At 69.7% G+C, this 25,734-nt stretch carries 24 protein-coding genes and 1 riboswitch; of the genes, 6 read left to right on the top strand and 18 right to left on the bottom strand.

Translation table 11 applies throughout. The features are described from left to right. Positions 1–18: 18 nt before the first annotated feature. The 5 genes from AC07O4_RS30085 to AC07O4_RS30065 are packed head-to-tail and all read right to left on the bottom strand — an operon-like array spanning position 19 to position 5,096. Positions 19–1,224, bottom strand: a complete 1,206-nt coding sequence (locus AC07O4_RS30085) for an ABC transporter substrate-binding protein (protein WP_062473975.1) — start codon at positions 1,222–1,224, stop codon at positions 19–21. Between the two features lie 59 nt (positions 1,225–1,283). Further along, positions 1,284–1,868 (bottom strand): amino acid synthesis family protein, encoded by a 585-nt coding sequence (locus tag AC07O4_RS30080; RefSeq protein ID WP_095949852.1) that lies wholly within the window; start codon positions 1,866–1,868, stop codon positions 1,284–1,286. A 38-nt stretch (positions 1,869–1,906) separates the two neighbouring features. After that, entirely contained in the window at positions 1,907–2,548 is a 642-nt protein-coding gene (locus AC07O4_RS30075) for an amino acid synthesis family protein (RefSeq protein WP_095743158.1), read from the bottom strand. Between the two features lie 21 nt (positions 2,549–2,569). Next, a complete protein-coding gene (locus tag AC07O4_RS30070) occupies positions 2,570–3,472 on the bottom strand; it encodes a UPF0280 family protein (protein WP_495306429.1) in 903 nt (300 codons plus the stop codon). A 4-nt stretch (positions 3,473–3,476) separates the two neighbouring features. Next, positions 3,477–5,096, bottom strand: coding sequence for a 6-hydroxynicotinate reductase (locus AC07O4_RS30065; protein WP_495306428.1), 1,620 nt, complete (start codon positions 5,094–5,096; stop codon positions 3,477–3,479). A 319-nt stretch (positions 5,097–5,415) separates the two neighbouring features. Between AC07O4_RS30065 and AC07O4_RS30060 the strand changes: the two genes are divergently transcribed. From AC07O4_RS30060 to AC07O4_RS30050, 3 genes are read left to right on the top strand one after another with little or no spacing between them, the layout of a single operon-like run. After that, on the top strand, positions 5,416–6,189 hold the full coding sequence (locus AC07O4_RS30060; RefSeq protein ID WP_062473986.1) for a ferredoxin--NADP reductase: 774 nt from the start codon (positions 5,416–5,418) through the stop codon (positions 6,187–6,189). 28 nt (positions 6,190–6,217) lie between these two features. After that, complete coding sequence (locus AC07O4_RS30055) at positions 6,218–6,985, top strand: TetR/AcrR family transcriptional regulator (RefSeq protein ID WP_095743155.1); 768 nt, start codon at positions 6,218–6,220, stop codon at positions 6,983–6,985. After that, on the top strand, positions 6,940–8,139 hold the full coding sequence (locus AC07O4_RS30050) for an amidohydrolase family protein (RefSeq protein WP_095743154.1): 1,200 nt from the start codon (positions 6,940–6,942) through the stop codon (positions 8,137–8,139). The genes AC07O4_RS30055 and AC07O4_RS30050 overlap by 46 nt, the downstream gene beginning before the upstream one ends. 28 nt (positions 8,140–8,167) lie before the next feature. On the opposite strand, the gene AC07O4_RS30045 is transcribed toward AC07O4_RS30050, so the two are convergent. The 4 genes from AC07O4_RS30045 to metH form a co-directional block, all read right to left on the bottom strand. Next, entirely contained in the window at positions 8,168–8,581 is a 414-nt protein-coding gene (locus AC07O4_RS30045; RefSeq protein ID WP_070063556.1) for a GtrA family protein, read from the bottom strand. A 10-nt stretch (positions 8,582–8,591) separates the two neighbouring features. Beyond that, on the bottom strand, positions 8,592–9,581 hold the full coding sequence (locus tag AC07O4_RS30040; protein ID WP_062473993.1) for a glycosyltransferase family 2 protein: 990 nt from the start codon (positions 9,579–9,581) through the stop codon (positions 8,592–8,594). Then, on the bottom strand, positions 9,578–11,335 hold the full coding sequence (locus tag AC07O4_RS30035) for an ArnT family glycosyltransferase (protein ID WP_495306427.1): 1,758 nt from the start codon (positions 11,333–11,335) through the stop codon (positions 9,578–9,580). The genes AC07O4_RS30040 and AC07O4_RS30035 overlap by 4 nt, the downstream gene beginning before the upstream one ends. Positions 11,336–11,435: 100 nt before the next feature. Then, entirely contained in the window at positions 11,436–14,198 is a 2,763-nt protein-coding gene (gene metH, locus AC07O4_RS30030) for a methionine synthase (RefSeq protein WP_495306426.1), read from the bottom strand. Between the two features lie 22 nt (positions 14,199–14,220). Continuing rightward, positions 14,221–14,296, bottom strand: a riboswitch (S-adenosyl-L-homocysteine riboswitch). 132 nt (positions 14,297–14,428) lie between these two features. Between metH and AC07O4_RS30025 the strand changes: the two genes are divergently transcribed. Both AC07O4_RS30025 and AC07O4_RS30020 read left to right on the top strand, forming a co-directional pair. Beyond that, entirely contained in the window at positions 14,429–15,484 is a 1,056-nt protein-coding gene (locus tag AC07O4_RS30025) for an esterase/lipase family protein (protein ID WP_495306425.1), read from the top strand. A gap of 11 nt (positions 15,485–15,495) precedes the next feature. Then, complete coding sequence (locus AC07O4_RS30020) at positions 15,496–16,407, top strand: lipase secretion chaperone (protein WP_495306424.1); 912 nt, start codon at positions 15,496–15,498, stop codon at positions 16,405–16,407. A gap of 21 nt (positions 16,408–16,428) precedes the next feature. On the opposite strand, the gene AC07O4_RS30015 is transcribed toward AC07O4_RS30020, so the two are convergent. After that, complete coding sequence (locus tag AC07O4_RS30015; RefSeq protein ID WP_062473998.1) at positions 16,429–16,866, bottom strand: PACE efflux transporter; 438 nt, start codon at positions 16,864–16,866, stop codon at positions 16,429–16,431. A gap of 102 nt (positions 16,867–16,968) precedes the next feature. Between AC07O4_RS30015 and AC07O4_RS30010 the strand changes: the two genes are divergently transcribed. Then, positions 16,969–17,889 carry a LysR family transcriptional regulator gene (locus tag AC07O4_RS30010; RefSeq protein ID WP_062474000.1) on the top strand — a complete coding sequence of 307 codons (921 nt, stop codon included), beginning with the start codon at positions 16,969–16,971 and terminating at the stop codon, positions 17,887–17,889. A gap of 6 nt (positions 17,890–17,895) precedes the next feature. Here the strand turns inward: AC07O4_RS30010 and AC07O4_RS30005 are convergent, their stop codons facing one another. The 8 genes from AC07O4_RS30005 to AC07O4_RS29970 form a co-directional block, all read right to left on the bottom strand. After that, entirely contained in the window at positions 17,896–18,660 is a 765-nt protein-coding gene (locus AC07O4_RS30005; RefSeq protein ID WP_159278916.1) for an SH3 domain-containing protein, read from the bottom strand. Between the two features lie 78 nt (positions 18,661–18,738). After that, positions 18,739–19,788 (bottom strand): homocysteine S-methyltransferase family protein, encoded by a 1,050-nt coding sequence (locus tag AC07O4_RS30000; protein WP_062482298.1) that lies wholly within the window; start codon positions 19,786–19,788, stop codon positions 18,739–18,741. 56 nt (positions 19,789–19,844) lie between these two features. Then, positions 19,845–21,002 (bottom strand): histidinol-phosphate transaminase, encoded by a 1,158-nt coding sequence (locus AC07O4_RS29995; protein WP_495306423.1) that lies wholly within the window; start codon positions 21,000–21,002, stop codon positions 19,845–19,847. Next, positions 20,999–21,820 (bottom strand): N-formylglutamate deformylase, encoded by an 822-nt coding sequence (gene hutG / locus AC07O4_RS29990; RefSeq protein ID WP_495306422.1) that lies wholly within the window; start codon positions 21,818–21,820, stop codon positions 20,999–21,001. The genes AC07O4_RS29995 and hutG overlap by 4 nt, the downstream gene beginning before the upstream one ends. 6 nt (positions 21,821–21,826) lie before the next feature. Continuing rightward, positions 21,827–23,209 (bottom strand): formimidoylglutamate deiminase, encoded by a 1,383-nt coding sequence (locus AC07O4_RS29985; RefSeq protein ID WP_495306421.1) that lies wholly within the window; start codon positions 23,207–23,209, stop codon positions 21,827–21,829. Next, positions 23,206–24,462 carry an imidazolonepropionase gene (gene hutI, locus AC07O4_RS29980; protein WP_495306420.1) on the bottom strand — a complete coding sequence of 419 codons (1,257 nt, stop codon included), beginning with the start codon at positions 24,460–24,462 and terminating at the stop codon, positions 23,206–23,208. Before hutI ends, AC07O4_RS29985 begins: the two co-directional genes overlap by 4 nt. Before the next feature lie 23 nt (positions 24,463–24,485). Beyond that, positions 24,486–25,058 carry a HutD/Ves family protein gene (locus AC07O4_RS29975; RefSeq protein WP_495306419.1) on the bottom strand — a complete coding sequence of 191 codons (573 nt, stop codon included), beginning with the start codon at positions 25,056–25,058 and terminating at the stop codon, positions 24,486–24,488. Then, a complete protein-coding gene (locus tag AC07O4_RS29970; RefSeq protein ID WP_062482282.1) occupies positions 25,055–25,723 on the bottom strand; it encodes an amino acid ABC transporter permease in 669 nt (222 codons plus the stop codon). Before AC07O4_RS29970 ends, AC07O4_RS29975 begins: the two co-directional genes overlap by 4 nt. Between the last annotated feature and the right edge of the window lie 11 nt (positions 25,724–25,734).

Genomic DNA, 25,734 nt, shown 5'->3' with positions numbered 1-25,734 from the left:
TGCAGGAGCCGCGCGTGATCAGTCCGCGGGGCGCATCTTCTTCACTTCGTCGTCGGTGGGCTGGAACTTGGCACCGTCGAGGTACACGTAGTCGACCATCACGCCCTTGCCGCCGTCGTTCTTGGTCTTGCCGACGTACGCGCCCATGGTGGACTGGTTGTCCTGCGCGCGGTAGCTGATCTTGCCGAAGGGCGTGTCGACCTGCAGGCCCTTGAAGGCGGCCACCAGCTTCTCGGTGTCGGTGCTGCCGGCCTTCTTCACGCCGGCCGCGATCGAGTAGATGGCGCTGTAGCCCACCACCGAGCCCAGGCGCGGGTAGTCCTTGAACTTGGCCTGGTAGGCGTCGTTGAAGGCCTTGTGCTCGGCGGTCTTCACGCCGTACCAGGGGTAGCCGGTGACGACCCAGCCGTTGGGCGCTTCGTCCTTCAGCGGGTCGAGGTACTCGGGCTCGCCGGTCAGCACGCTCACGACCTCGCGGTCCTTGAACAGGCCGCGCGTGTTGCCTTCGCGCACGAACTTGGACAGGTCGGCGCCGAACAGCACGTTGAAGATGGCGTCGGGCTTGGCATCGGCCAGGGCCTGCACCACGCTGCCCGCATCGACCTTGCCCAGCGGCGGCGCCTGCTCGGCGACGAACTCGACGTCGGGCTGGATCGCCTTGAGCAAGGTCTTGAAGGTGGCGACCGACGACTGGCCGTACTCGTAGTTGGGGTACACGATGGCCCAACGCTTCTTCTTGAGCTTGGCGGCCTCGGGCACCAGCATCGCGACCTGCATGTAGGTCGAGGGGCGCAGGCGGTAGGTGTACTTGTTGCCATTGCTCCAGACGATCTTGTCGGTGAGCGGCTCGGCGGCGAGGTAGAAGAATTTTTTCTGCTTGGCGAAGTCGGTCAGTGCCAGGCCGGTGTTCGACAGGAAGGCGCCGGCCAGCACGTCGACCTTCTCGCGCGAGATGAGTTCTTCGGCCACGCGCACGGCGTCGCCGGGGTTGGCGTTGTCGTCGCGGCTGATGAGCTCCAGCTTCTTGCCGTTGACGCCGCCCTTGGCGTTGATTTCGTCGACCGCCAGTTCCATGCCCTTCTTGTAGGGCTCGAGGAAGGCGGGCTGCGCCTTGTAGCTGTTGATTTCGCCGATCTTGATCACGCCCTGCGCATGCGCGGGGACGAGGGCGGTGGCCAGCGTGACGACGGAAGCGGCGCAGAAGGCAAGGCGCAATGGATTCATCGGGAAGCTCCTAGAAGTTCGAACAGAAAACACGATGCGGGTGACGATGCAATGACAGGTCAGCGAAGACCGTCTTCGCCCTTGATTTCACTGACCTGCAGGCCGCCGACGCGCGGCAGCGGACGGCCGCTGTCGGTGACGGCCACGGCCACGACGATCTCGTTGGCGCGCGGCGCGTCGCTCACGCGGGCCTCGACGGCGTCGAAGTGGCTGCGCACGAAGGCCGCGTCCTTGTGGCCCAGCGGCACGTCGATGGCGGTGCCCAGCGTGCCCTGCTTCTTGGCCGAAGGCACGAGCGCGGCGCCCTTCTCGACCGCCACGCGCAGCGGCGCGCCCAGCTTGGGATGCAGGATGGCAGCGGCATGTTCCAGCTCGCCGCGTTCGCCGACGATGGCGGCCTTGCCGTAGCTCTGCGCCTGGCCGGGTTCGATGCCCAGCGCCTTCACGGCCTTCTGGCCCAGCAGCGCGCCGAGCTCTTCGCCGATGGCGATGAGTTCGTCGAGGTTCTCGCTGTAGCGGCCGGCGTAGGGGTTCTCGATGACGGCGATGGCGACGGCGCGGCGCGTGGGCGGCGTCACGTCCTGGCCCATTTCCTTGCGGGTTTCATCGACCTGGATGACGAGCTTGCGGATGTTGGCGGTCATGTCTGTGTGTTCCTTGTCTTGTCTCTTGTCTTGTGCGGTCAGCGCAGGCCGTCCCACTTGCTGATGTCCTTGGCGAGCAGGCCGCCGACGCGCGCATGCACGCGGTAGCCGGTGCTCATCGCGAGGATGAAGACGATCTCGTCGGCCATCGGCGCGCCGGGCACGCGCACCTCGATGGCGTCGAACTGGCCGCGCACGTAGCTGGCGTTGATGTTGGTGAGCGGCACGTCGAGCGCGGCGCCGGGCGGGCCGACCTTCTTGGTCGAGGGCACGATCGACAGCGCGTTGCCGGGCTGGCCGGTTTTCTCTTCGGCCTTGCCCGCGGTGTAGGCGGCGCGGCTGCCCTTCCAGCCGAGCAGCTCGCGCATCGCGTAGCCGCCGGGCACGTGCCACAGCGCGCCGTGCTCCAGCTCGCCGTCGGCGCCGACGATGGCGCCCTTGCCGTAGGTGGCGATCTGTTCGAGCGGCACGTCCATGGCAGCGTGCAGCTGGTGCGCCATGTCGACGCCCACGGGGTCGAGCAGCGCCATCATCGGCAGGATGTCGGGCTCGTAGCGGCCCGCGAAAGGATTGGTCAGCACCGCGCCGATGGCACCGCGCACCAGCGGGGTTTCGGCACGCGGGCCGAACTCGTGGTGGATGTGCTCGACATGGGTGAAGACGCGACGGATTTCGATCATGAAAAAGAACCTTGCTTTTCGTTAAGCAAATACTGAACCAACTGCTTCGGGCAGCGCGATGTCCAGCGACTTCGAGCATAAGGGTTCCACCCGCCGCCACTGCCCCTGGCAAACGAGCAGAACGGCCCACACGAGCCCCCTTTTCTGCAGCGCGCGGGCGCACGCCGCGCCCGCATCGAGTGCATGGTGCACCTGCGCGGGCGCCAGCGGCGGCACGTCGACGGTGACGAGGGTGTCGCCGAGGTCGCTGTCGTCCTTGCAGGCGCTGGCGGGCAGGCGCTGGATGGCGGGGTCGGCCACGTCGACGGCGTTGGCGATCACGGTGGCGGCGGCGTCGGCCTGCGCCGCGGTGGCGGCCAACACCGTCACGCTGTCGGCGATGCCCAGCGAGAAACTGCGCCCGCGCCAGCCGCTGGTGGCGACGCCGCGCACGGGCTGGTCGGCGTGCAGCTCGAACTGGCCGTCGGTGGTCAGCATGCCGCTGTCGCGCCAGTCGAAGCGCGCGAGGTCGGCGAACAAGCCTACGCGCGCCGTGTGGCCGGGCGCGAGGTGCAGCGCGATGTCGCCGCCGTTGTTGACCCAGGCGCGCTCGATGCCGGGCCGGTCGTAGAAGGCGATGAGTTCCTGCGCCACGCTGCCGGCCACGGCCGCCATCGGCGTGAGGAACAACGGCGAAAACGCATCGCAGGCGTCCCACATGCGCCGCGCCACCACGCCGCGGGGGCGCTGGCGCGCGGCCACGGGCAGGCGCAGCTGCGGCAGTTCGCGCACGAGTTCGTCGAGCACATGGCCGAAGCGCGCCCAGGCCGCGTCGTGCGCGGCGGCGACGGCGTACGGGTCGCCGTGCGCTTCGGCCACGATGTCGATCGGGCCGTGGTTGAAATGCCAGCGGCCCGCGTCGAGCGCCGTGCGTTGGGCGGACATGGTTTCAGCCCAGCATGGGGGCATGGCCCAGGGGCCACGGGTTGGCATCGTCGATGACGAGCCATTGGCGCGCCAGCGGTGCGCCGTCTTCCTGCCACGCACCGCGCGCGAGCGCCTGTTCGAGCGGGAAGATGTGTTCGACGTGCCCGCCGAGCGCCTCGTAGTCGTCGCGCCGCATGCTGAACTCGATGGGCGCGACGATGGCCGGCGTGGGCACGGTGCCGAAGCTGTTGTCGGGCATGCGCATGACGTCGGCCATGACGGTGATGCCGCCGCCGGGCCACACATAGGCCGGTGCGCCGCCGCAGGTGACGTTGACCAGCGCGCGCTTGATGGCGCGCGTGAGCAGCACGGGGTTTTCGGTGACGCCCGCGCGCAGGCTGCCGCCGGCACCGCCGAGGAACAGCACGGTGCACAGCGAAGGCTCGCAGTTCTCGCCGATGCGGTCGACGATGCGGCGCACCTCGGGCGGCATGGGCTGCTCGATGGGCTTCAGGGCCTCGTCGAGCACGTACCACTGCGCATGCTCGCCGGTGGTGGAGGTCATGAGCAGGCGCAGGCCGGGGCGGGCCACGCCCTCTTCCCAGCCCTCGATGATCGCGAGCGGGTCGGCGATGTCGGTGCCGCCCCAGCCGTTGCCCGGGTTCGCGACCTGGAAGTAGCGCCCGGGCGTCGACTTGCGCCCCAGCATCTGGATGCCCGAGGGCGTCATGTCGAGGCAGCGGCCGGCCTGGTGCTCGGTGAGCACGCCGGTGATGTGGTCGTCGACCACCACCACCTCGTCGGCCACGCCGGCGAACTGGCGCGCGAAGATGCCCACGGCGGCCGAGCCGCAGCCCACGCGCATGCGCTGTTCTTCCACGCCGTTGACGATGGGCGCCTTGCCGGCCTGGATGACGAGGCTGGCGCCGCCGTCGATGGTGCATTCGACCGCCTGCTTGTTGCCCAAGAGCTGCATGAGCTCGGCCGTCATGCGGCCTTCCTTCTTGCTGCCGCCCGTGAGGTGGTGCACGCCGCCCAGCGACAGCATCTGCGAGCCGTACTCGGCCGTGGTGACATGGCCCACGACCTCGCCCTTGTAGCGCACGTTGGCCTGCTCGGCGCCCAGGAAGCGGTCGGTGTCGATCTTCACCTTGAAGCTGCAGTAGCTGAAGATGCCTTCGGTGACGACGGTGACCATGTCGACGCCCTGGGCTTTCGAAGCCACGATGAAGGGCGCGGGCTTGTAGTCGGGGTACGTGGTGGACGAGCCCACGCCGGTGACGAAGACCTCGTCGGCGTGCAGCAGGTCGCCGTTCCAGTCGGGCGCAGCATGGGCCTCTGCCGCATCGGCGCCGGGCCGATCGAAGGGCACGAGCGCCGGCTGCTCGGCGGCGAGCGTGCGGCGCAGCAGCACCACCGGGTCGACGCGCACCAGCACGCCCTGGCGGTTGGCGTAACGGTCGCAGGCGCCGGTGCGGCCGTCGGAGATCTGGCACAGCACCGGGCAGGCGTTGCACTCGACCTTGGCGGTGCTCATCTTCTCGTTGCGCGGCGGCGCCTTGCCGAAGGCGGCGCCGCCGGCCTGCGCGACCAGGGGCATGTCGATGCCGGGCAGTCCGTCTGTCTTGGTGTGTTCAGTCATCGGGGCGATCTCGTGGTGTGGTGCTGTCGGAGCGGGTCTTCAGGCCCCGGAGGTTTGCAACAAACGTGCCGTGCAGGTGCTTGTGCGGCGGCTTTCGTTTGTGTAGCATCCCCTACACTTTCATGTTGCGTTCACTACATCAAAGGTCAATGTAGCAAACAGGCCCGATGCTTGCAATGGTGTTTTCTCGCGGTGTTCATCGGGGTTTTTCCGACCAACGACAATGGAGGGTTGCTAGCCGGCCGATGGCGGACGCCCCAAAGGCGTGCATTTCGGCTCAGCCACCCTTTTCTGTCTTCAACCAACACTTGAGTTCTGTATGAGTGCATTCAGCGAAGAACGCGTCCTGAGCGTCCACCACTGGACCGACCGCCTGTTCACCTTCACCACCACGCGCGACCCGGCGCTGCGCTTCTCGAACGGTCATTTCACGATGATCGGCCTGAAGGTCAACAACAAGCCCCTGCTGCGCGCCTACAGCATCGTGAGCCCGAACTACGAGGAGCATCTCGAGTTCCTGAGCATCAAGGTGGAAGACGGCCCGCTCACCTCGAAGCTGCAGCACATCCAGGTGGGCGACACCGTGATCGTGGGCCGCAAGCCCACCGGCACGCTGCTCATCGACTACACGCTGCCGGCCAAGCGCCTGTACCTGTTCGGCACGGGCACCGGCCTGGCGCCGTTCATGAGCATCATCCGCGACCCCGACACGTACGAGAAGTTCGAGCAGGTCATCCTGGTGCATGGCGTGCGCCAGGTCGACGAGCTGGCCTACCACGACCTCGTGACCGACCACCTGCCCAAGCACGAGATCCTGGGCGAGATGATCGCCAAGCAGCTGCTGTACTACCCCACGGTCACGCGCGAGGAGTTCCGCAACCAGGGCCGCGTCACCGACCTGATCGAGAGCAACAAGCTCACCGACGACCTGGGCCTGCCCCCGCTGAACGTCGAGGAAGACCGCGTGATGCTGTGCGGCAGCCCCGGCCTGCTGGTCGACCTGAAGCACATCCTGGAAAAGCGCGGCTTCAAGGAAGGCAACACCTCGACGCCGGGCGACTTCGTGGTCGAACGCGCTTTCGCCGAGAAGTAAGACCCGACACACAGGCGCTGCGCGCACGATGGCCGACTCCCGCTCCGTCAGCAAGCCCAAGCCCCAGCGCCGCACCGGCGTGCGCGAGGCCGCGGCCCAGGCCACGCGCGACAGCATCCTCAAGGCGGCGACCAAGGTGTTCGCCAAGTACGGCTACGACGGCGGCAGCGTGGAGAAGATCTCCAAGGCCGCCAAGTCGTACGACCGGATGATCTACTACTACTTCGGCAGCAAAGAGGGCCTGTTCATCGCGGTGCTCGAGGGCATCTACCAGCGCATGGACGACGCCGAGGCCGCCATTGCGCTCGACGCCTCGCGGCCCGTGGAAGCGCTCACCGAAGTCATCCGCTTCGTGCTCGGCTACTACCGCAAGAACCCCGAGTTCGTCACCCTGCTGAACACCGAGAACCTGCACAAGGGCCGGCACATCTCGAAGTCGCTGCGGGCGCGCGAGTACTCGTCGCGGGCGGTGGCCATCATTTCGGAAATCCTTGCCAGCGGCGCGGCCCAGGGCCTGTTCCGCACCGACCTCGTGGCGCGCGACATCTACCTGCTGATCGCGTCCACCGGCTATTTCTACACCTCGAACCGGCACACGCTCACGGCCTTCCTCGGCGAGCCGCTGGAGTCGCCGGAAGCCGTCGCGCACTGGGAAGATTTCGTCATCGAGACCCTGCTGCGCACCGTGCGCGCGGACGACATCCAGGAACAAGACAACAACTCCCCACCCCACGACGAGGACACCACGAAATGGCAGAAATCGCAGCCGGCGCAAAGTCGGGCAAGGTCGTCATAAAGAACATCGGGCTGCTGCTCTCGGGCGACATCGACAAGCCCATCCTCGACGCCGACACCCTCGTGGTGAACGACGGCCTGATCGTGGCGGTCGGCAAGGAGAAAGACTGCGACCTCGAAGGCGCCGTCACCGTCATCGACGCGAAGAAGACCTGCGTCGCACCCGGCCTCATCGACAGCCACGTGCACCCGGTGTTCGGCGACTGGACGCCGCGCCAGGGCCAGATCGGCTGGATCGACTCCACCATGCACGGCGGCGTGACCACCATGATTTCCGCCGGCGAGGTGCACCTGCCCGGCCGCCCCAAGGACATCGTGGGCCTGAAGGCATTGGCCATCACCGCGCAGCGCGCCTTCGACAACTTCCGCCCCGGCGGCGTGAAGGTGCTCGCCGGCGCACCGGTGATCGAAAAGGGCATGGTCGAGAGCGACTTCAAGGAACTCGCCGAGGCCGGCGTGGGCCTGCTGGGCGAAGTGGGCCTGGGCTCGGTGAAGGCCGGCTACGAGGCCAAGGAGATGGTGGCCTGGGCGCGCAAGTACGGCATCCAGAGCACGATCCACACCGGCGGCCCGTCGATCCCCGGCTCGGGCCTGATCGACAAGGACGTGGTGCTCGAGGCCGACGCCGACGTCATCGGCCACATCAACGGCGGCCACACCTCGCTGCCCGAGGCGCATGTGTGCGAGCTGTGCGAGAAGAGCACGCGCGCCATCGAGATCGTGCACAACGGCAACGAGAAGGTCGCCATCGCGGCGGCGAAGGCGGCGCTCGAACTGAAGTGCCCGCACCGCGTGATCCTGGGCACCGACGGGCCCGCGGGCTCGGGCGTGCAGCCGCTGGGCATCCTGCGCATGGTGGCGATGCTGTCGTCCATCGCGAACATCCCGGCCGAGCTGGTGTTCTGCTTCGCCACGGGCAACACGGCGAAGATCCGCAAGCTCAACTGCGGCCTGATCGAAGTGGGCCGCGCGGCCGACTTCGTGTTCATGGACCGTGCCCAGCATTCGCCCGCGCCGGGCCTGCTCGAAAGCGTGCAGCTGGGCGACATCCCGGGCGTGGGCATGGTGATGATCGACGGCCTCGTGCGCTGCGGTCGCAGCCGCAACACGCCGCCGGCCACCGAGATCCCGGTGGTGGTGTCGGGCGGGCACTGAACCTGAGTGCACGCGCCCGGCGGCGGCCTCAGCCGCCGCTGCGGTGCGAGCGGAAGACCAGGTAGCGCGCCGAGAGAAAGTTGGCGCCCAGGCCTGCGATGCTGCCCAGCGCCACGCCGAGCGCGGCGGCCCAGCGGCCTTCCACCCAGTGCAGCGTGAGCACGTAGGTGCCGTAGTTCAGCACGGCGCCGGCCAGCATGGTCGTGAGGTAGCCCAGGTATTCGCGCCAGACCGAACGCCCCGTGGCGGCGCCGGCCGCGCTCGCCGCGAAGGTGTAGCGGCGGTTGTAGAGCCAGGTGGTGGTGGCGGCGGCCAGGAACGACACGACGCGCGCGCCGTACCACCCCAAGAGCGGCGCCAGCAGGTAGAGCACCGTCACGTCCACCACGAAGCCGATCACGCCGGCCACGGCGAACGAGAGGAACTCGCGCCCGATCTTCATCGCGCCGCCGTCAGTGCGCGCGCAGGCTCTTGCGCAAGCTCTCGCGCACGCAGGGCTGCGCCAGGTAGCGCAGCCGCTTGGCCTCCTGCCGACCGAGCGTGACGGTGTGCATCACCACGCCGCAGACGAAGGACAGCAGCGCCGCCAGCATCGCGCCGGTGGCGAGCACCGCCGTGGGCAGCCGCGGCACCAGGCCGGTGTGGGCGTAGGTCATGAACAGCGGCAGGGCCAGCGCGAGCGCAGCGATCGCGAGCACGGCCGCAACGATCGAGAAGAACTGCAGCGGCCGCTCGCTCACGAACAGCTTGCCGATGGTCTTCAGGATGCGCCAGCCGTCGCGGTAGGTCGAGAGCTTGCTGTGCGAGCCTTCGGGGCGCGTGCTGTAGGCCGTGGCTTCCTCGGCGTAGGGCATGCGCAGTTCGAGCGCGTGCACGGTCAGCTCGGTCTCGATCTCGAAGCCCTGCGACAGCGCCGGGAACGACTTGGCATAGCGGCGCGAGAACACGCGGTAGCCCGAGAGCATGTCGGTGAGGCCGCCGCCGAAGAGCTGCGCCACGGTGCCCGTGAGCAGCCAGTTGCCGAAGCGGTGGCCGGCGCGGTAGGTGAGCGCGTCCTGGCCGTCGTCCACGCGGCTGCCGACCACCATGTCGAGGTTGCCCTCGACCAGCCGCGCGATGAGGCGCGGCGCGGCGGTGGTGTCGTAGGTGGCGTCGCCGTCGACCATCACGTAGATGTCGGCCTCGACGTCGGCGAACATGCGCCGCACCACGTTGCCCTTGCCGCGCGCGGCCACGTGCGTGACGATCGCGCCGGCCGCGCGGGCCACGGCGGCCGTGTCATCGGTGGAGTTGTTGTCGAAGACGTGGATCTCGGCGCCGGGCAGGGCCGCGCGGAAGCCTTCGATCACCTGGGTGATGGCCAGGGCCTCGTTGAAGCAGGGAATGACGGCGGCAATGCGCGGCATGGCGGACACGGGGGCGGGTCGGTGGTCGGTCGTCATGGAGCGGTCGTCGGAAGGAGTCGGTAGGCGCGGCTGCCGTCTTGGTCGTGCAGCAGGCCATAGTACTGGTCGAAGCCGGGCCGCACGCTGAGCACTTTCACCATCTCGGGCGACATGACGACGGTGGTGAAACCCTCGGCCGCCAGCTTGCGCGCCGTGTCGCCGGGCGACATCAGCAGGTAGTCGCGGTAGCGCCAGCGCCCCAGCGTGTCGCCCCAGATCGGGTTGGGGCCGTAGTAGATCGCCTCGTTCAGCGCAATCTGGTAGACGCGGCCGGTCACGTTGCGGCGCACGTAGTCCATCACGCCGTAGCCCGGCACGTGCTTGCGCAGGAAGGCCTCGCGCGCCTCGGGCGTGAGCGAGATCATCGACACCTTGGTAGCCGTCTGGCCCACCGACACGGCGGCCAGCACGGCCAGCAGCAGCACCACGATCCAGTCGCCGACGCCGGCGCCGCTGCGCGGACCGTCTGCAGCGACCGCAGCGGGCGCTGCGCGCAGGCGGCGCACGCCCGCCGCGATCCAGCCGAACAGCACCTGCCAGCCCACGGCGGCCGTCATCGCGAGCAGCGGGAACGAGGCCATGAGGTAGCGCGGGTAGCGCGAGGTCACGACCCACACGGCCACCGAGTACAGGCAGAACCAGCCCGCCGCGCGCACGGCGGCGGAGCGCTTCCACCACACGCTGAAGGGCGCGAGGAACACCGACCAGATCAGCGCGTTGGGCATCTCGGCGTGATCGCGCACGTCGGCCACCTGCTGCACATAGTCGGCCGGCACCCATTCGGTGAAGCCGAACACGCGCGCGCCGATCGGGTTGAAGGGGTCGCCCGTCATGATCGCGTTGCGCGCGTACCAGTAGATGCACGGGATCAGGAAGCACAGCAGCGCCGGCGCCCAGGCCTGCAGCAGGCGGCGCTCGTGGCGCACCACGAACAGCGCCACCAGCGGCAGGAAGATCAGCGCCTGGTACTTGGAGCCCGCCGCCACGCCGAGGCAGAACGCCGCCAGGCAGAGCCAGCGCGTGCCGTCGCGCAGCTGCTCGGATTCGCGCCACCACCACAGCGCCACGAAGGCCGACAGCACGAACAGCGCGACGCCCATGTCGATCAGCGCGTTGGCGTAGTCGCCCATGCCCAGCCAGATGGCCGCGCCGATGCAGGCCGTGAGCCGGTTGGCGTGCAGGATGCCCAGGCGGAAGATCATCAGCACCGACAGCGCGCCCGCCAGGGCGTTGAGGAAGTGCGGCAACACGTCGTCGCCCACCTGCAGCGCGGCGGCGTACAGCAGGTTGTAGTTGTACGGGAACCAGGGGTAGCGCAGCCAGTCGTGGATGCCCAGCGTGCCCTGCTGCGCCACGAGGCGCGCATACGGCAGGTGGTACATCAGCTCGTCGAAGGCGGCCGGCGGCGCGAGCGGCGCCACCAGCGCGGGCAGCGCGACCAGCGCCAGCGCGATGGCGGCGATGCGTTCGAAGCGGGTCCACGGCGTGGTGGCGGGCGCGGCCGCGCGCAGCGCACGCACCTCGGCGCGCCAACCGCGCCACTGCCACGCGGCGGCCACGACGCCCGCGCCGATCAGGCCCAGCGTGGCCTCGCGGCGGAAGAGCCCGAAGATCGCCAGCGCCTGGAAGGCACAGATGTAAAGGCCGGCGCCGAGCGCGGCCGACATGGCCGCTTCGAGCCAGGCGTCGCGGCGCGAGGGCGGGCGCAGGCGCGCGAGCACCGCGCGGCCGGCACCCCAGCAGGCAATCACGAAGATCGCGAACTGGGCGTAGTGCGCGGCGGCAAAGATCAGCTTCTGAATATCAACTCCCGTGGCCGGTCACTCCGGTCGCGCCGACCGGCCGGCAGGTTCAAAGGTTCGGCGCCAGCAGGCGCTCGAGCTCCGCTTCGCTCGTGCGGCGCCGCGCGGCCTGGTCCTGCAACTGGTCGTGCCCGATCTTGCCGACGTTGAAGTACGTCGCATCGGGGTGCCCGAGGTAGAAGCCGCTCACGCTGGCGGCGGGCATCATAGCGAGGCTCTCCGTCAGGGTCATGCCAATGTCCGCGCAGTTCAGAAGGTCGAACATCGGGCCCTTCACGCTGTGGTCGGGGCAGGCCGGGTAGCCGGGCGCGGGGCGGATGCCGCGGTACTTCTCGGCAATCATGTCGTCGTTGCTCAGGCCCTCGTGGGGCGCGTAGCCCCACAGGTCGGTGCGCACGCGGTGGTGCATGGCTTCGGCAAAAGCCTCGGCCAGCCGGTCAGCCAGGGCCTTGAGCATGATGGCCGAGTAGTCGTCGAGGTCGTCGATGAAGAACTTCTCCTTCTTCTCGACGCCCAGGCCGGCCGTGACGGCGAACACGCCGACGTAGTCCTTCACGCCGCTGTCCTTGGGCGCGACGAAGTCGGCCAGGCAACGGCTGGGGCGCATCACGCCGTCGATCATCTGCTTCTCGGTCTGCTGGCGCATGCCGTACCAGGTGAGCGCGACTTCGCTGCGCGTCTCGTCGGTATAGAGCTCGATGTCGTCGTCGTTCACGGTGTTGGCGGGCCAGAAGCCGACCACGCCGCTGGCGCTGAGCCAGCGCCCTTCGATGAGGCGCTTGAGCATGCGCTGGCCGTCGGCGTACACGCGCACGGCCTCGGTGCCGACAATCTCGTCCTTCAGGATGGCGGGGAACGGGCCGGCCAGGTCCCAGGTCTGGAAGAACGGACCCCAGTCGATGTACTTGGCCAGCTCGGTGAGGTCGAAGTTCTTGAACACGCGCCGGCCGATGAACTTGGGCACGGTGGGCACGAAGTTCGCGAAGTCGACGGGCGTCTTGTTGGCGCGCGCCTTGGCCAGCGGCCACATCGGCACCTGCTTCTTGTTGGCGTGCTGCGTGCGCACCTTCTCGTAGTCGGCGTTGATCTCGTCGATGTACGCGGTGGCCTGGTCCGAGAGCAGCGACTGCGCCACGCTCACGCTGCGCGAGGCGTCGGGCACGTAGACCACGGGGCCTTCGTAGTGCGGCGCGATCTTCACGGCCGTGTGCACGCGGCTGGTGGTGGCGCCGCCGATGAGCAGCGGGATCTTCTTGATGCGGAAGTGGTCGTCCTTCTGCATTTCGCCGGCCACGTACTGCATCTCTTCGAGGCTGGGCGTGATGAGGCCCGACAGGCCCACGATGTCCGCGCCCTCGACCTTGGCCTTCGCCAGAATTTCGTGGCACGGGACCATCACGCCCATGTTCACCACTTCGAAGTTGTTGCACTGGAGCACGACGGTGACGATGTTCTTGCCGATGTCGTGCACGTCGCCCTTCACGGTGGCGATGATGATCTTGCCCTTGGTGCGCACGTCGCGGCCCGCGGCCTCGTCCTGGCGCTTCTCTTCCTCGATGTACGGGATGAGGTGGGCCACGGCGGACTTCATCACGCGCGCCGATTTCACCACCTGCGGCAGGAACATCTTGCCCTGGCCGAACAGGTCGCCCACGATGTTCATGCCGTCCATGAGCGGGCCTTCGATCACGTGCAGCGGACGCCCGCCCTTGGCGAGGATCTGCTGGTAGGCCTCTTCGGTGTCTTCGACGATGAAGTCGGTGATGCCGTGCACCATCGCGTGCGACAGGCGCTGGTTGACGTGCACCGGGTGCTCGGGCGTGCCGCGCCATTCGAGCTTCTTGCTGTCGTCCTTGGCGCCGCTCTTGGCGGTCTCGGCCACTTCGACGAGGCGCTCGCCCGCGTCGGGGCGGCGGTTGAGCACCACGTCTTCCACGCGCTCGCGCAGCGTGGGTTCCAGGTCGTCGTACACGCCGACCATGCCGGCGTTGACGATGCCCATGTCCATGCCCGCCTGGATCGCGTGGTACAGGAACACGGTGTGGATGGCCTCGCGCACCGGGTCGTTGCCGCGGAAGCTGAAGCTCACGTTGCTCACGCCGCCCGACACCTTGGCGCCCGGCAGGTTCTGCTTGATCCAGCGCACGGCGTTGATGAAGTCGACCGCGTAGTTGTCGTGCTCCTCGATGCCGGTGGCGATGGCGAAGATGTTCGGGTCGAAGATGATGTCTTCGGGCGGAAAGCCCACCTCGTCGACCAGCACGCGGTAGGCGCGCTCGCAGATCTCGATCTTGCGTGCGTAGGTGTCGGCCTGGCCCTTCTCGTCGAAGGCCATGACCACGGCGGCCGCGCCGTAGCGCTTGACCAGCTTGGCCTCGTGCTTGAACTTGTCGACGCCCTCCTTCATGGAGATGGAGTTGACGATGCCCTTGCCCTGGATGCAGCGCAGGCCGGCCTCGATGACGTCCCACTTGGAGCTGTCGACCATCACCGGCACGCGCGCGATGTCGGGCTCGCTGGCGATGAGGTTCAGGAAACGCACCATGGCGGCCTTGCTGTCGAGCATGGCCTCGTCCATGTTGATGTCGATGACCTGCGCGCCGTTCTCCACCTGCTGGCGCGCGACGGCCAGGGCGTCCTCGAACTGGCCGTTGAGGATCATGCGCGCGAAGGCCTTGGAGCCGGTGACGTTGGTGCGCTCGCCGATATTGACGAACAGCGTGCCCTCGCCGATGGCGACCGGCTCGAGGCCGGACAGCTTCATGGGAGGGGGAGCGACGGGAGCGGAAACGGATGCGGGAATCTGGGACATGGCCTCACCTGCGGAAGAGTCGGACAGGCGAGCGTCGTTGTCGCCCCAAGCCTGACGATTCGCCTCTGTGGCGAACCGCTGCAACGCTCCTTGGGAAGTCGCGCATTTTAGGTCGATTCGATTGCGCCCTGGGAAAACCCCAGTTTTCATTCCTGCACGTGTCAACAGAATGCGCCCACCGTTTCTGAACGAACGTTCGTGTTTTTAACCAAACGTAAGGGAGTTCGCCGATGGCCAGGAAGTGGAATGTCCGGTTGCAGCATGCAGCCACCCCGATGCGCGCCGTGGCCTTGAGCTGCGGCCTCCTGGCCGCCGCGGCCCTCGCGGTTCACGCGCCGCCAGCGCATGCCGCCGCCGGCGACAGCGCCACCCGCGTCGAGGCCCGCGTCACCTCCGACACGGCGAAGACAAAGTACCCGATCGTGCTGGTCCACGGCCTGCTGGGCTTCGACAACCTGCTGGGCGTCGACTACTTCTACGACATCCCCGGCAGGCTGGCCGCCGCGGGCGCCAAGGTGTACGTGGCGCAGGTGTCGGGCACCAACACCTCCGAGATCCGCGGCGAGCAGCTGCTGCAGGAGCTCAAGACCATCCGCGCGCTGGAGCAGAACCCCACGCTCAAGTTCAACCTCATCGGCCATTCGCAGGGCTCGCCCACGGTGCGCTACGTGGCGGCGGTGGCGCCCGACATGGTGGCCTCGGTCACGTCGGTGGGCGGCGCCAACGGCGGCTCGAAGGTGGCAGACCTGCTGGCCAAGCTGCCCGAAGGCGGCATCGGCCAGACCCTGGTGGTGAAGGCCGTCGGCCTGCTGACGGGGCTGATCGGCTTTCTCTCGGGCAAGGACCCGAGCCAGCTGCCCGAGGTGCCGCTGAACGCGCTGGCCTCGCTGACCACGGCGGGCGGCGCGGCCTTCGACGCCAAGTTCCCGCAGGGGCGCCCCGCGCCGGGCTCGTCGTGCGACGTGAAGAGCGGTGCGGCCGTGGCCAACGGCGTGCGCTACTACTCGTGGTCGGGCGTGTCGACCAGCTTCAACCTGTTCGACCCGAGCGACACGGCGCTGTCGACCCTGGGCAGCCTGTTCTTCTTCGGCGAGGCCAACGACGGCCTGCTCGCGGTCTGCACCACGCGCCTGGGCACCCACCTGGGCGACTACCGCCAGAACCACCTGGACGAGGTGAACCAGGCCTTCGGCAACACCTACGGCAGCCAGTTCCCGTACTACGAGAAGAAGCCGCCGGAGCTGTTCAGGGAACAGGCCGCGCGACTCAAGAGCGCGGGGCTCTGAGGACGCTGCGCATGCGCGGTGTGGCCTTGACCATCGGCGCCGTCGCGCTGGTGGCGGCGGGGACCGGCTGGCTGGCGCTCGGCCCCGGGGCGGTCGATGCGCCGCAAGCCGCCGCGCCCCGTGCCACGGCGGCAGTCGCGGTGCCCACCGCGCCTCGTCCGGCGCAGTCCACCGCCGCGGCCCCCGACGCCCTGCTCACCAGCGACCTCATCACCCTCTTCGACCAGGTGCTCGCCGAAGCGCAGGCCGACAGCAAGGCCACGCTGATGGCCCGCGCGCCCGCCCTGCTCGCCCAGCGCCTGCGCGAGGACTGGCGCGTGCGCGCGCTGGGCCTGCTGGAGCGCTACGTCGACATGCAGGAAGCCCTGCGCACCCTGCAGCCGCCCGCGCCCGGCGACCCGGCCTTTTTGCGCCGTAGCCTGGAGGCGCGCGAGGCGGTGCGCCGTCAGTTCTTCGCGCCCGAGGAAATCGAAGGCCTGTTCGGCGACCAGATCCGGCAGGACCGGTTCATGGCCGAGAAGATGGAACTGCTGTCCAACCCCGACCTCACGCCCGAGCAACGGGCCGCGGCGCTGGCGCAAAGCGAGCAGGCCTGGCTGTCGCCCGCGCAGCGCGAGGTGCGCAAGGAGGCCGTGGCCCATCTGGACGTGATGCGCCAGACCGAGGCGTTGCAGGCGCGTGGCGCCAGCCCCCAGGAGCGCTTTGCCGCGCGCAGCGAGGCCTACGGCTACGAGGTGGCGCGCGGCCTGGCCACGCTCGACCAGGAAACCCAGGAATGGAACGCCCGGCTCGACCGCTACGCCAGCGCACCCGAGGCCGAGCGGGCCCAGCTGCGCGAGACGCTCTTCAACGAAAACGAGCGCCTGCGCCTGAGCGGTGCCCTGGCGATGCGCTCGGCTGCCGCGCCCAAGCCGGCGCGCTGAATTCGTTAAGTAAGCGCATGCTTACGCAGGCTGCGCTTCGCCCATGGCCGAGGCCGGCAGGCCGAACACGCGGTCGAAAGCCCAGTTGAAGACGAAGGTATAGACCAGGAAGAACACCACCAGGCCCAGGTCCATCACCAGCGCCTGCCACAGCGACACGCCCAGGCCCCAGGCCAGCATCGGCACCAGGAAGGCGATCAGGCCGCCCTCGAAGCCGATGGCGTGGGCGATGCGGCGCTTCAGGCTGCGCCCGCGCACCGCCTGGCGCGACTCCCAGCGCTCGAACAGGGCGTTGAAGGTCAGGTTCCAGATCACCGCGATCACCGAGGCGCCCACGGCCAGCAGGCCCGAGTGGCCGAGCCCCGCGTCCGACATCAGGGCCAGGCCGGCGCTGGCCGCCACGATGGCGATGCCCTCGTAGAGGGAGATGTAAACGATCCGACGCTGAAGGCCCTGCATGACTGTTTCTCTGTGTGTTTGACTGCGATGGAGGGACTTTATTTGCTTTTAGTTGATATAAAAAGTTAACTTATTTCAATTTTATTGATAGATCGGGGCGCCATGGCTTTCTCCAGCGACAACGTCGAGGTCTTCCTGGCCGTGATCGACCACGGCTCGTTCTCGGCCGCCGCGCGGGCGCTGCGCAAGGTGCCGTCGGCCGTGAGCATGGCCATCGCCAACCTCGAGGCCGAGCTGGCGCTGCCGCTGTTCGACCGCAGCGGCCGCGAGCCCCAGCCCACGTCGGCCGCGCGCTCGCTCGAGCCGCAGGCGCGGCTGCTCGCGGCCCAGCTGCGGCAGTTGCAGGTGCAGGCGCTGGCGCTCACACAGGGGTTGGAAGACCGGCTCACGCTGGCCATCGCGCCCGAATTGCTGGCCGCGCCCTGGAGCGGGCCGCTGGCCGCGCTGGCCGACGACTACCCGCTGCTGCAGGTCGAGGTGCTGGCCGCGCCGCAGGCCGACGCGCTGGCGCTGCTGCACAGCGGCCGGGCGCAGCTGGCGCTGGTGTTCGAGCGCCCCAGCCTCGACGGCCGCGAGGGCTTCCAGGAGGTGGGCAGCGACACCATGGTGGCCGTGATGGCGCCCGAGCACCCCGTGCTGCGTGCGGCGGCCGGCGGGCGCCTGCGCGAGGAGCACCTGACCAACACGCGCCAGATCGTGGTCGCGGGGCGCGACCTGGCCACCAGCGACCCGCGCTTCGTGTTCGCGCGGCATGTCTGGCGCACCGACAACGCGCTGGCCGCGCTGAGCCTGATCACCGCCGGGCTGGGCTGGGGCTGGCTGCCGCGCAACTTCGCGCGGCCGCACGTGGCGGCGGGCGCGCTGGTCGAGATCCCGTTCGAGAACCTCAGCAACGGGCTGGACCTGTGGGTGGACGTGGTGTGGTCGCGCGAACGGCCGCTGGGCCTGGGCGCGCAGCGCTTCGTGGCGCTGATCGCACGCGACCGTCAGGCGGCGGCCGGCATCGGGACGCCGGCCGTGTGAGCCGGGTCAATTCTTTCCGTGGCCGTGGCCGTGCCCGCCTCCACCGCCGTGCCCACCGCCCCCGCCGTGCGGACGCCCTCCTCCACCACCGCCGCCCCCACCGGGCCGGCCTCCGCCCGGATGCGGATGCGACACGCCCGGCGGCGGCCCGGGCCGGAAGCCCGGCTGCGGTCGCGGCGGGCGGAACCCGGGGTCGACGGGCGGCCGGATGCCCGGCCCGTGCGGGGGACGGACCCCAGGTCCATGAGGTGGACGGACCCCGGGTCCGTGGGGCGGACGCACGCCAGGCCCCGGCCAGGGCCGCGGCTGCCAGCCCGGGTGCACGGGCGGCGGCGGGCGCCAGCCCGCGATCGGCGGCGGCGGGGGCCGGTGGCCCCACCAGCGCCGGTCGCCGTACCAGGGGCGGTCGCGGTAGTAGTCGGCCCAGTAGCTGCCGATCACGAAGCTCACGATCGGCACGCCGATGACCGCGCCGTAGGTGGCCAGCGGCACGCGCTGCTGCTGGTAGGCGTAGTCGAGGTTCCTTGCCCAGACCCAGCCGCGCCCGCCGTCGGGCAGCACCACGTCGCACCAGCCGTAGCCGCTGGTGCAACCGACCACGTCGACCGGTTGCCCCGGCCCGAGCCGTGCCACCAGCGGATAGTCGCCCGAGGGCCCGGCGCGCAGGTTGACCGCGCCGCGCGTGAAGGCCTGCTGCGCCGCCGCCGCAAGCGGCAGCAGCAGGACGAGCGCGCCCAAGGCAGCGCGGCGCAAGAAGGATGTGGCGTTCATGGGAGGCTCCTGTGCGCCCCAGCGTAGGCGTGGGGCGGGGAGCCGTCAATCAGCCGAGGGCGCGCGCGGCGCCCGGCTTCAGGCGGCTTCTTTGTAGAAGCCGTTGCTGTTCAGCAGGCGGCCCTTCGCGGGCGCCACCGCTGCACCGATCGCCGCGATGTGGTCCGGCGTGGTGCCGCAGCAGCCGCCCACGATGTTCACCAGCCCCTCGGCCGCGAACTCGTGCAGCAGGCGCGAGGTGACGTCGGGCGTCTCGTCGAAGCCGGTGTCGCTCATCGGGTTGGGCAGGCCGGCGTTCGGGTAGCAGCTGATGTAGGTGTCGCCCGCCACGCGCGCCAGCTCCTGGATGTAGGGGCGCATCAGCGTCGCGCCCAGCGCGCAGTTCAGGCCGATGGCCAGCGGCTGTGCATGGCGCACGCTGTGCCAGAAGGCGGTGACGGTCTGGCCGCTGAGGATGCGGCCCGAGGCGTCGGTCACCGTGCCGCTGATGATCAGCGGCAGGCGCTGGCCGCTGTTGTCGAAATATTCGTCCACCGCGAACAGCGCGGCCTTGGCGTTGAGCGTGTCGAAGATGGTCTCGACCAGGATCACGTCGGCGCCGCCTTCGACCAGCGCCTCGGTCTGCTCGTAGTACGCCGCGCGCAGCGATTCGAAATCGACGTTGCGCGCGCCCGGGTCGTTCACGTCGGGGCTGATGCTCGCCGTCTTGGGCGTCGGGCCGAGGGCGCCGGCCACGAAGCGCGGCTTGTCGGGCGTGCTGTACTTGTCGCAGGCCGCGCGCGCCAGCTTGGCCGATTCGAGGTTCATCTCGCGCGCCAGGTGGGCCATCTTGTAGTCCTCCTGCGCGATGGTGGTGGCGCCGAAGGTGTTGGTCTCGATGAGGTCGGCGCCGGCCGCGAGGTAGGCCTCGTGGATGTCGGTGATGACGTCGGGGCGCGTGAGCGACAGCAGCTCGTTGTTGCCCTTCACGTCGCGCTCGAAGTCCTTGAAGCGCTCGCCGCGGTACTGCGCTTCGGTGAGCTTGAAGCGCTGGATCATCGTGCCCATCGCGCCGTCGAGGATGGCAATGCGGTTGGCGAGGATGCCCGGCAGCGCCTGGCCGCGGGTATAGATGAGGGGCTTGGTCATGTCCGCGATTGTAAAAACCCCGGTCTGGCCCGGCGCGCTGGCGGGTCTTGCCGGCGTCAGCCTTGCCCGCCCGCGATCTCCGCCAGCGCCTGCACGAAGCGCGCGTTGTCCGCGTCGGTGCCCACCGACACGCGGATGAAGGTTTCGAAGCCCGGCTCTTTCCAGGGCTTGACGATGATCCCGCGCGCCAGCAACGCCTCGTTGACCGGCGCGTTGGGCCGCCCGAGGTCGACGAACAGGAAGTTGGCCGCCGAAGGCGCGATGCGCAGGCCCGGCCAGGCCGACCCGGCCAGGGCGCGAAGCTGCGCCGCCAGCGCCTCGCGCTGTTGCACGGTGCGCGCCACCGCCTGCGCCATGAAGGCCTCGTCGCCCCAGGCCGCCAGCGCCGCGGCCTGCGCCGCCAGGTTCACGTTGAAGGGCGTGCGCACGCGGTCGAGCAGCTGCACCAGCGCCGCGTCGGACGCAATGCCGTAGCCCACGCGCAGGCCGGCCAGGCCCCAGGCCTTGGAGAAGGTGCGCAGCACGATCCACGGGGAGCGACCTTCGCCGGCCGCCTGCCATGCGCGCAGCAGGGCGAGCACGTCGGGGTAGCCGGGCGCCAGCCGCGCATATTCGTAGTAGGCCTCGTCCACCACCAGCAGCGTGCCCGCGGGCACCGCCGCGAGCAGGCGCGCGAAGTCGTCCGCATCGAACATGCAGCCGACCGGGTTCGAGGGGTTGGCCAGCATCACCACCTTGGGCCCGCGCGCGAGCGCCGCGCACCAGGCGTCGACGTCGAAGCCGAGTTCCGGCGTGAGCGTCAGCAGCTCGACCTGCGCGCCCATCATGCGCGGGTAGATCTCGTGCAGGCCGAAGGCCGGGCGCTGCGTGAGCACCCGGTCGCCCGGCGACAGCAGTGCCTGGCACAGCATCTGCAGGATGTCCTCGGAGCCGTTGCCGATCACCACCTCGCCGGGCTGCGCACCGGTGCGCTGCGCGATGGCGGCACGCAGCGCCGTGGAGTTGGCGTCGGGGTAGGTGCCCGCGCGCGCCGCCAGATCGACCAGCGCCCGCGCCACCGCGGGGCTGGGGCCGTACGGGTTCTCATTGCTCGCCAGCCGCGCGATCTCGCTGACGCCGTAGCGCGCGCGCACGGCCTCCGAGGACAGCCCCGCGTTGTAGGGCGGCAGCGGCGGCACCTCGGGGCGCGCGAACGCGTGGATGGCGGCGCTCACCGGGCGCCGCCTTCGACGAAGGCCAGCACCGCTTCCAGCATGCGGCGCACGTGCGGCTTCACGCCCGCGGCCACGTCGGGCAGGTAGTCGAAGGGCAGCGCTTCCTGCATGTAGCTCGACTGGGTCATCTCCAGCTGCACCGCGTGCACGCCGCCGGCCGGGTTGCCGTACTGGCGCGTGATGTGGCCGCCCTTGAAGCGGCCGTTGAGCACGCCGGTGTAGCCCGGTGCCGATTCGGCGATGCCGCGCAGCGTGGCGGCCAGCGCGGGGTCGCAGCTCTTGCCGTCGGCGGTGCCCAGGTTCAGGTCGGGCAGCTTGCCTTCGAAGAAGCGCGGCAGCACCGAGCGGATCGAGTGCGCGTCCCACAGCGCGACGGTGCCGTGCGCGGCCGTCAGGCGATCGAGCTCGGCCTGCAGCTGCTGGTGGTAGGGGCGCCAGACGGCCTCGCGGCGTTCGGCAACTTCTTCGTCGGACGGGTGGTCTTCGGGCTTCGCATAGACCGGCGTGTCGTCGAAGGTGTCGACCGGGCACAGGCCGGTGACGCTCTGGCCCGGGTAGAGGCTGGCGCCGTCCGGCGGACGGTTCAGGTCGACCACGTAGCGCGAGTGCGTGGCCACGAGCACCGAGGCGCCGAGCGCGTCGGCGAAGTCGTAGAGCTGTTCGAGGTGCCAGTCGGTGTCGGGCACGCGGCGCGCCTCGTCGGTGAAGCGGGCGGCCAGCGCGGGCGGCACGTGCGTGCCGACGTGCGGCATCGAGATCAGCAGCGGGCGCGTGCCCTGGCGGAAGCGGAACGCCGGTTCGGTGGTGGTGAAGGCCATGGGAATTCAGTCCTTGAGGAGTTGGGTGCGCGCGGCAACGAAGGCGGCTGCGGCATCGCCATGCAGCGCGTGGCGGCCGGCCGTGACGCGCGGGCGGCCCGCCACCCAGACCGCGTCGACGGCCGAGGTGCGGTGGCTCGCGAACACATGGGCCGAGAGCATGTCAGGCGCCGACAGGCCCTGCAGCGCGAGGTGATGGGCATCGAGCACGACGAAGTCGGCCTGCTGCCCCGCGGCCAACCCGCCGACCGCGCGGCCCGCCGCCTGCGCCCCGCCCTGCACCGCTTCGAGCGTGAGCGCGGTGGCCACGTGCGGCTGCGCCGCGCTGGCGCCGACGTTGCGCTGGCGCCGGCCCAGGCGCTGGCTGTACTCGAGCATCAGCAGCTCCTCGGCCGCGTTGACGCTGGCGTGGCTGTCGGAGCCCACGCCCCAGGCGCCGCCGTGGCTGCGCCAGCGCGCGAAGTCGAAGATGCCGTCGCCCAGGTTGGCCTCGGTGGTCGGGCACAGGCCCGCGACCGCGCCGCTCTGGGCCGCGTATTCGTATTCGGCGTCGTTCATGTGCGTGGCGTGCACGAGGCACCAGCGCGCATCGACGCTCGCGTGGTCGAGCAGCCATTCGACCGGGCGCAGGCCGCTCCACTCCACGCAGTCGTCCACTTCCTTCGTCTGCTCGGCGATGTGGATGTGGACCGGCGCGGTGCGGTCGATGGCGTCCAGGCCGGCGAGCGCCTCGCGCAGCGCCTCGGGCGGCACGGCGCGCAGCGAGTGCGGCGCCAGGCCCAAGCGCGCGCCCTGCGCGTCGCAGTCGGGCTTGAGCGTGTCGAGCAGGCGCAGCATCGATTCGGTCGAGCGGATGAAGCGGCGCTGCCCCTCGGTGGGTGGCTGGTCGCCGAAGCCGCTGGTCTGGTAGAGCACGGGCAGCAGCGTGAAGCCGATGCCGGTGTTCTGCGCAGCGCGCAGCAGCGCGCGGCTCAGTGCCGCGTCGTCGGCGTAGGGGCGGCCGTCGGTGTCGTGGTGCACGTACTGGAACTCGCACACGCTGGTGTAGCCCGCCTCGAGCATCTCGGCGTAGAGCCAGGTCGCGATCGCTTCCATGTGCTGCGGGCCGAGGCGCGCGGCAAAGCGGTACATCAGCGTGCGCCAGCTCCAGAAGCTGTCCTGCTGTTCGGCGCGGTGCTCGGTGAGGCCAGCGAAGGCGCGCTGGAAGGCGTGCGAATGCAGGTTGGGCATGCCGGGGATCACCGGGCCGGTCGCCACCTGCGCGCCCGCTGGCGGTTGCGCGCCAGCTTGCACCTGCGTGAGCTGGCCGGCATCGTTCCACGTCAGCAGGACGTTCTTCGTCCAGCCCGCGGGCAGCAGCGCATCGGCTGCGAAAAGCGTGTGTGTCATTCGGTGGCTCCGATGGCGATGCGTCCCTGGCGCACCACGGCGCGCACCGGCTGCTGGCCGAACCAGTAGGCCAGCTCGGCGGCGTCGTGCAGGTTCCAGAGCACGAAGTTGGCGGGCATGCCGGGCGCGATGGCGCCGTGCGTGTCCTGCAGGCCCAGCGCGCGCGCGGCGTGCACGGTGACGCCGGCCAGCGCCTCGGGCACGGTGAGGCGGAACAGCGTGCAGGCCATGTTGACCATCAGCAGCAGGCTCAGCGTCGGCGAGGTGCCGGGGTTGTGGTCGGTCGAGACGGCCATCGGCACGCCCGCGGCGCGCAGCGCGTCGATGGGCGGCAGGTGCGTGTCGCGCAGCGTGTAGTAGGCGCCGGGCAGCAGCACGGCCACGGTGCCCGACTGGCGCATGGCCGCGATGCCGTCGGCCGACAGGTGCTCGATGTGGTCGCACGACAGCGCGCCGTAGCGCGCGGCCAGCGCCGCGCCGCCCATGTCCGAGAGCTGCTCGGCATGCAGCTTCACCGGCAGGCCCAGCGCCTTGGCGGCTTGGAAGACCTGCTCGGTTTCCGCGAGCGAGAAGGCGATGCGTTCGCAGAACACGTCGACCGCATCGACCAGCCCTTCGGCGGCGAGCGCGGGCAGCATCTCCTTGCAGACAAGGTCGATGTAGTCGCCGCTGCGGCCGGCGTATTCGGGCGGCAGCGCGTGCGCGCCGAGGAAGGTGGTGCGCACGGTGACGCCATAGGCCTGGCCCAGTCGCCGCGCCACGCGCAGCTGCTTGCGCTCGTGTTCGAGCGCCAGGCCGTAGCCCGACTTGATCTCGATGGCGCAGACGCCGTCGGCCAGCAGCTGCTCGAGGCGCGCGGCGGCCTGGGCGAACAGCGTGTCCTCGTCGGCCTCGCGCGTGGCGCGCACCGACGAGACGATGCCGCCGCCGGCCTTCGCCACTTCTTCGTACGTGGCACCCGCCAGCCGCATCGCGAACTCGTTGGCGCGCTGACCGCCGTAGACCAGGTGCGTGTGGCAATCGACGAGGCCAGGCGTGACGAGCGCACCGCCGCCGTCGTGCGGCGCGAGCCCCGCGAATTCGGCGGGCAGGTCGGCGCGCGCACCGACCCAGCGGACCGTGCCCTGCGCGACCACGAGGGCGGCTTCGGCGTCGGGCGCCAAGGTGACGCCGGGCGCCGCACCGGGCGCCAGGCGCAGGCCGGTCCACAGGCCGTCGGCCGAGGGGAATTCGCTGGGGGGTGTCATCGTCATCTCCTGTTCTTTGCTTGGGCCGCTCAGGCCGGCACGAAGCGCACGGCCACCAGCCGCGCGCCGTCGCTCGCCGGTGCGGCCTGCCATGCTTGCGCGGCGTCGGTCCAGCACAGGCCGTCGCCGTCACCCAGGGCCTCGCCGTCATTCAAGCGCCACTCACCGCGCAAGGCCAGCAGCACGCCGTGCGGCGCGGGCGCGATGTCGGCGGCGCGTTCCAGCACCTGCACGTCGGCGCGCCACTGGCCGCCGCGCGCCATCACGTTGAAGTCGTTCGAGGCGCCGCCGAGCAGCGTGCAGTCGATCGGGTCGTCGCCCGAGAAGGCGAAGGGCTGGTGCGGCACGTCGAGCCGGTGCGACACGCGGCCGTCGTGCGTGAAGAGGCGCACGCCGTCGCCTTCGAGCAGCATGATCTGGCGGTCGATGCCCGGGAACACCGAGAACGGGCCGGGCGACGCGATGGTGGCGATGCTCACGCGCCAGCCGAAGCTGTCGAGCCCGGCACCTTGTGGCCAGCTGGCGATTTCCTGCGTGGTGCCGCCGCCGTTCTTCCAGGGCGTGGCGCGCAGGGTCGCGCGCGAAAAACGCTGCACGCTCATCGCATCAACCCGCCCTGGCGCAGCTTCTGTTCGAAATGCCGCAGGATCAGGGTCATCGTGCCCGTGAGCATGAAGTACACGAGCGCGATGGCCAGGTACACCTCGAGCGAGCGGTACGACACGCTGATGATCTTCTGGCCTTCGTGCATCACGTCATGAATGGTCAGAAGCGACACCAGCGCCGAGTTCTTGATGAGCGCGATGAACTCGTTGCCCAGCGGCGGAATCATGCGCACCACGGCCTGCGGCAACACGATCTGGCGCATCGCCACGCCGGGCGTCATGCCCAGCGACTGCGCGGCCATGGTCTGGCCCTTGTCGATCGACTGGATCGCGCCGCGCACGATCTCGGACACATAGGCGCCCGAGTACACGCCGAGCCCCAGCACGCCGCACACGAAGGCCGGCAGCAGGATGCCGAAGTGCGGCAGGCCGAAGAACAGGATGAACAGCTGCACCAGCAGCGGCGTGCCGCGAATCGCCGCCACGTAGGCGGTGCACACGCCGTAGATCCAGCGCCGCTTCGGGTTCAGCCGGCCGATGCCGACCAGCAGGCCCAGCACGCAACCCAGGGCCAGCGCGCAGGCGGTGATCTCCACCGTGACCAGCGCGCCGCGCAGCAGGTCGGGCCAGCCCTGCCAGACGGGCGAGAAATCGAAGTCCATATTCAATCCTT

This window comes from Variovorax sp. GW821-FHT09D04 (genome assembly GCF_059416405.1).
Note: the sequence above shows the minus strand (reverse complement) of the source record. Positions and strands in the feature narration are given on the sequence as shown.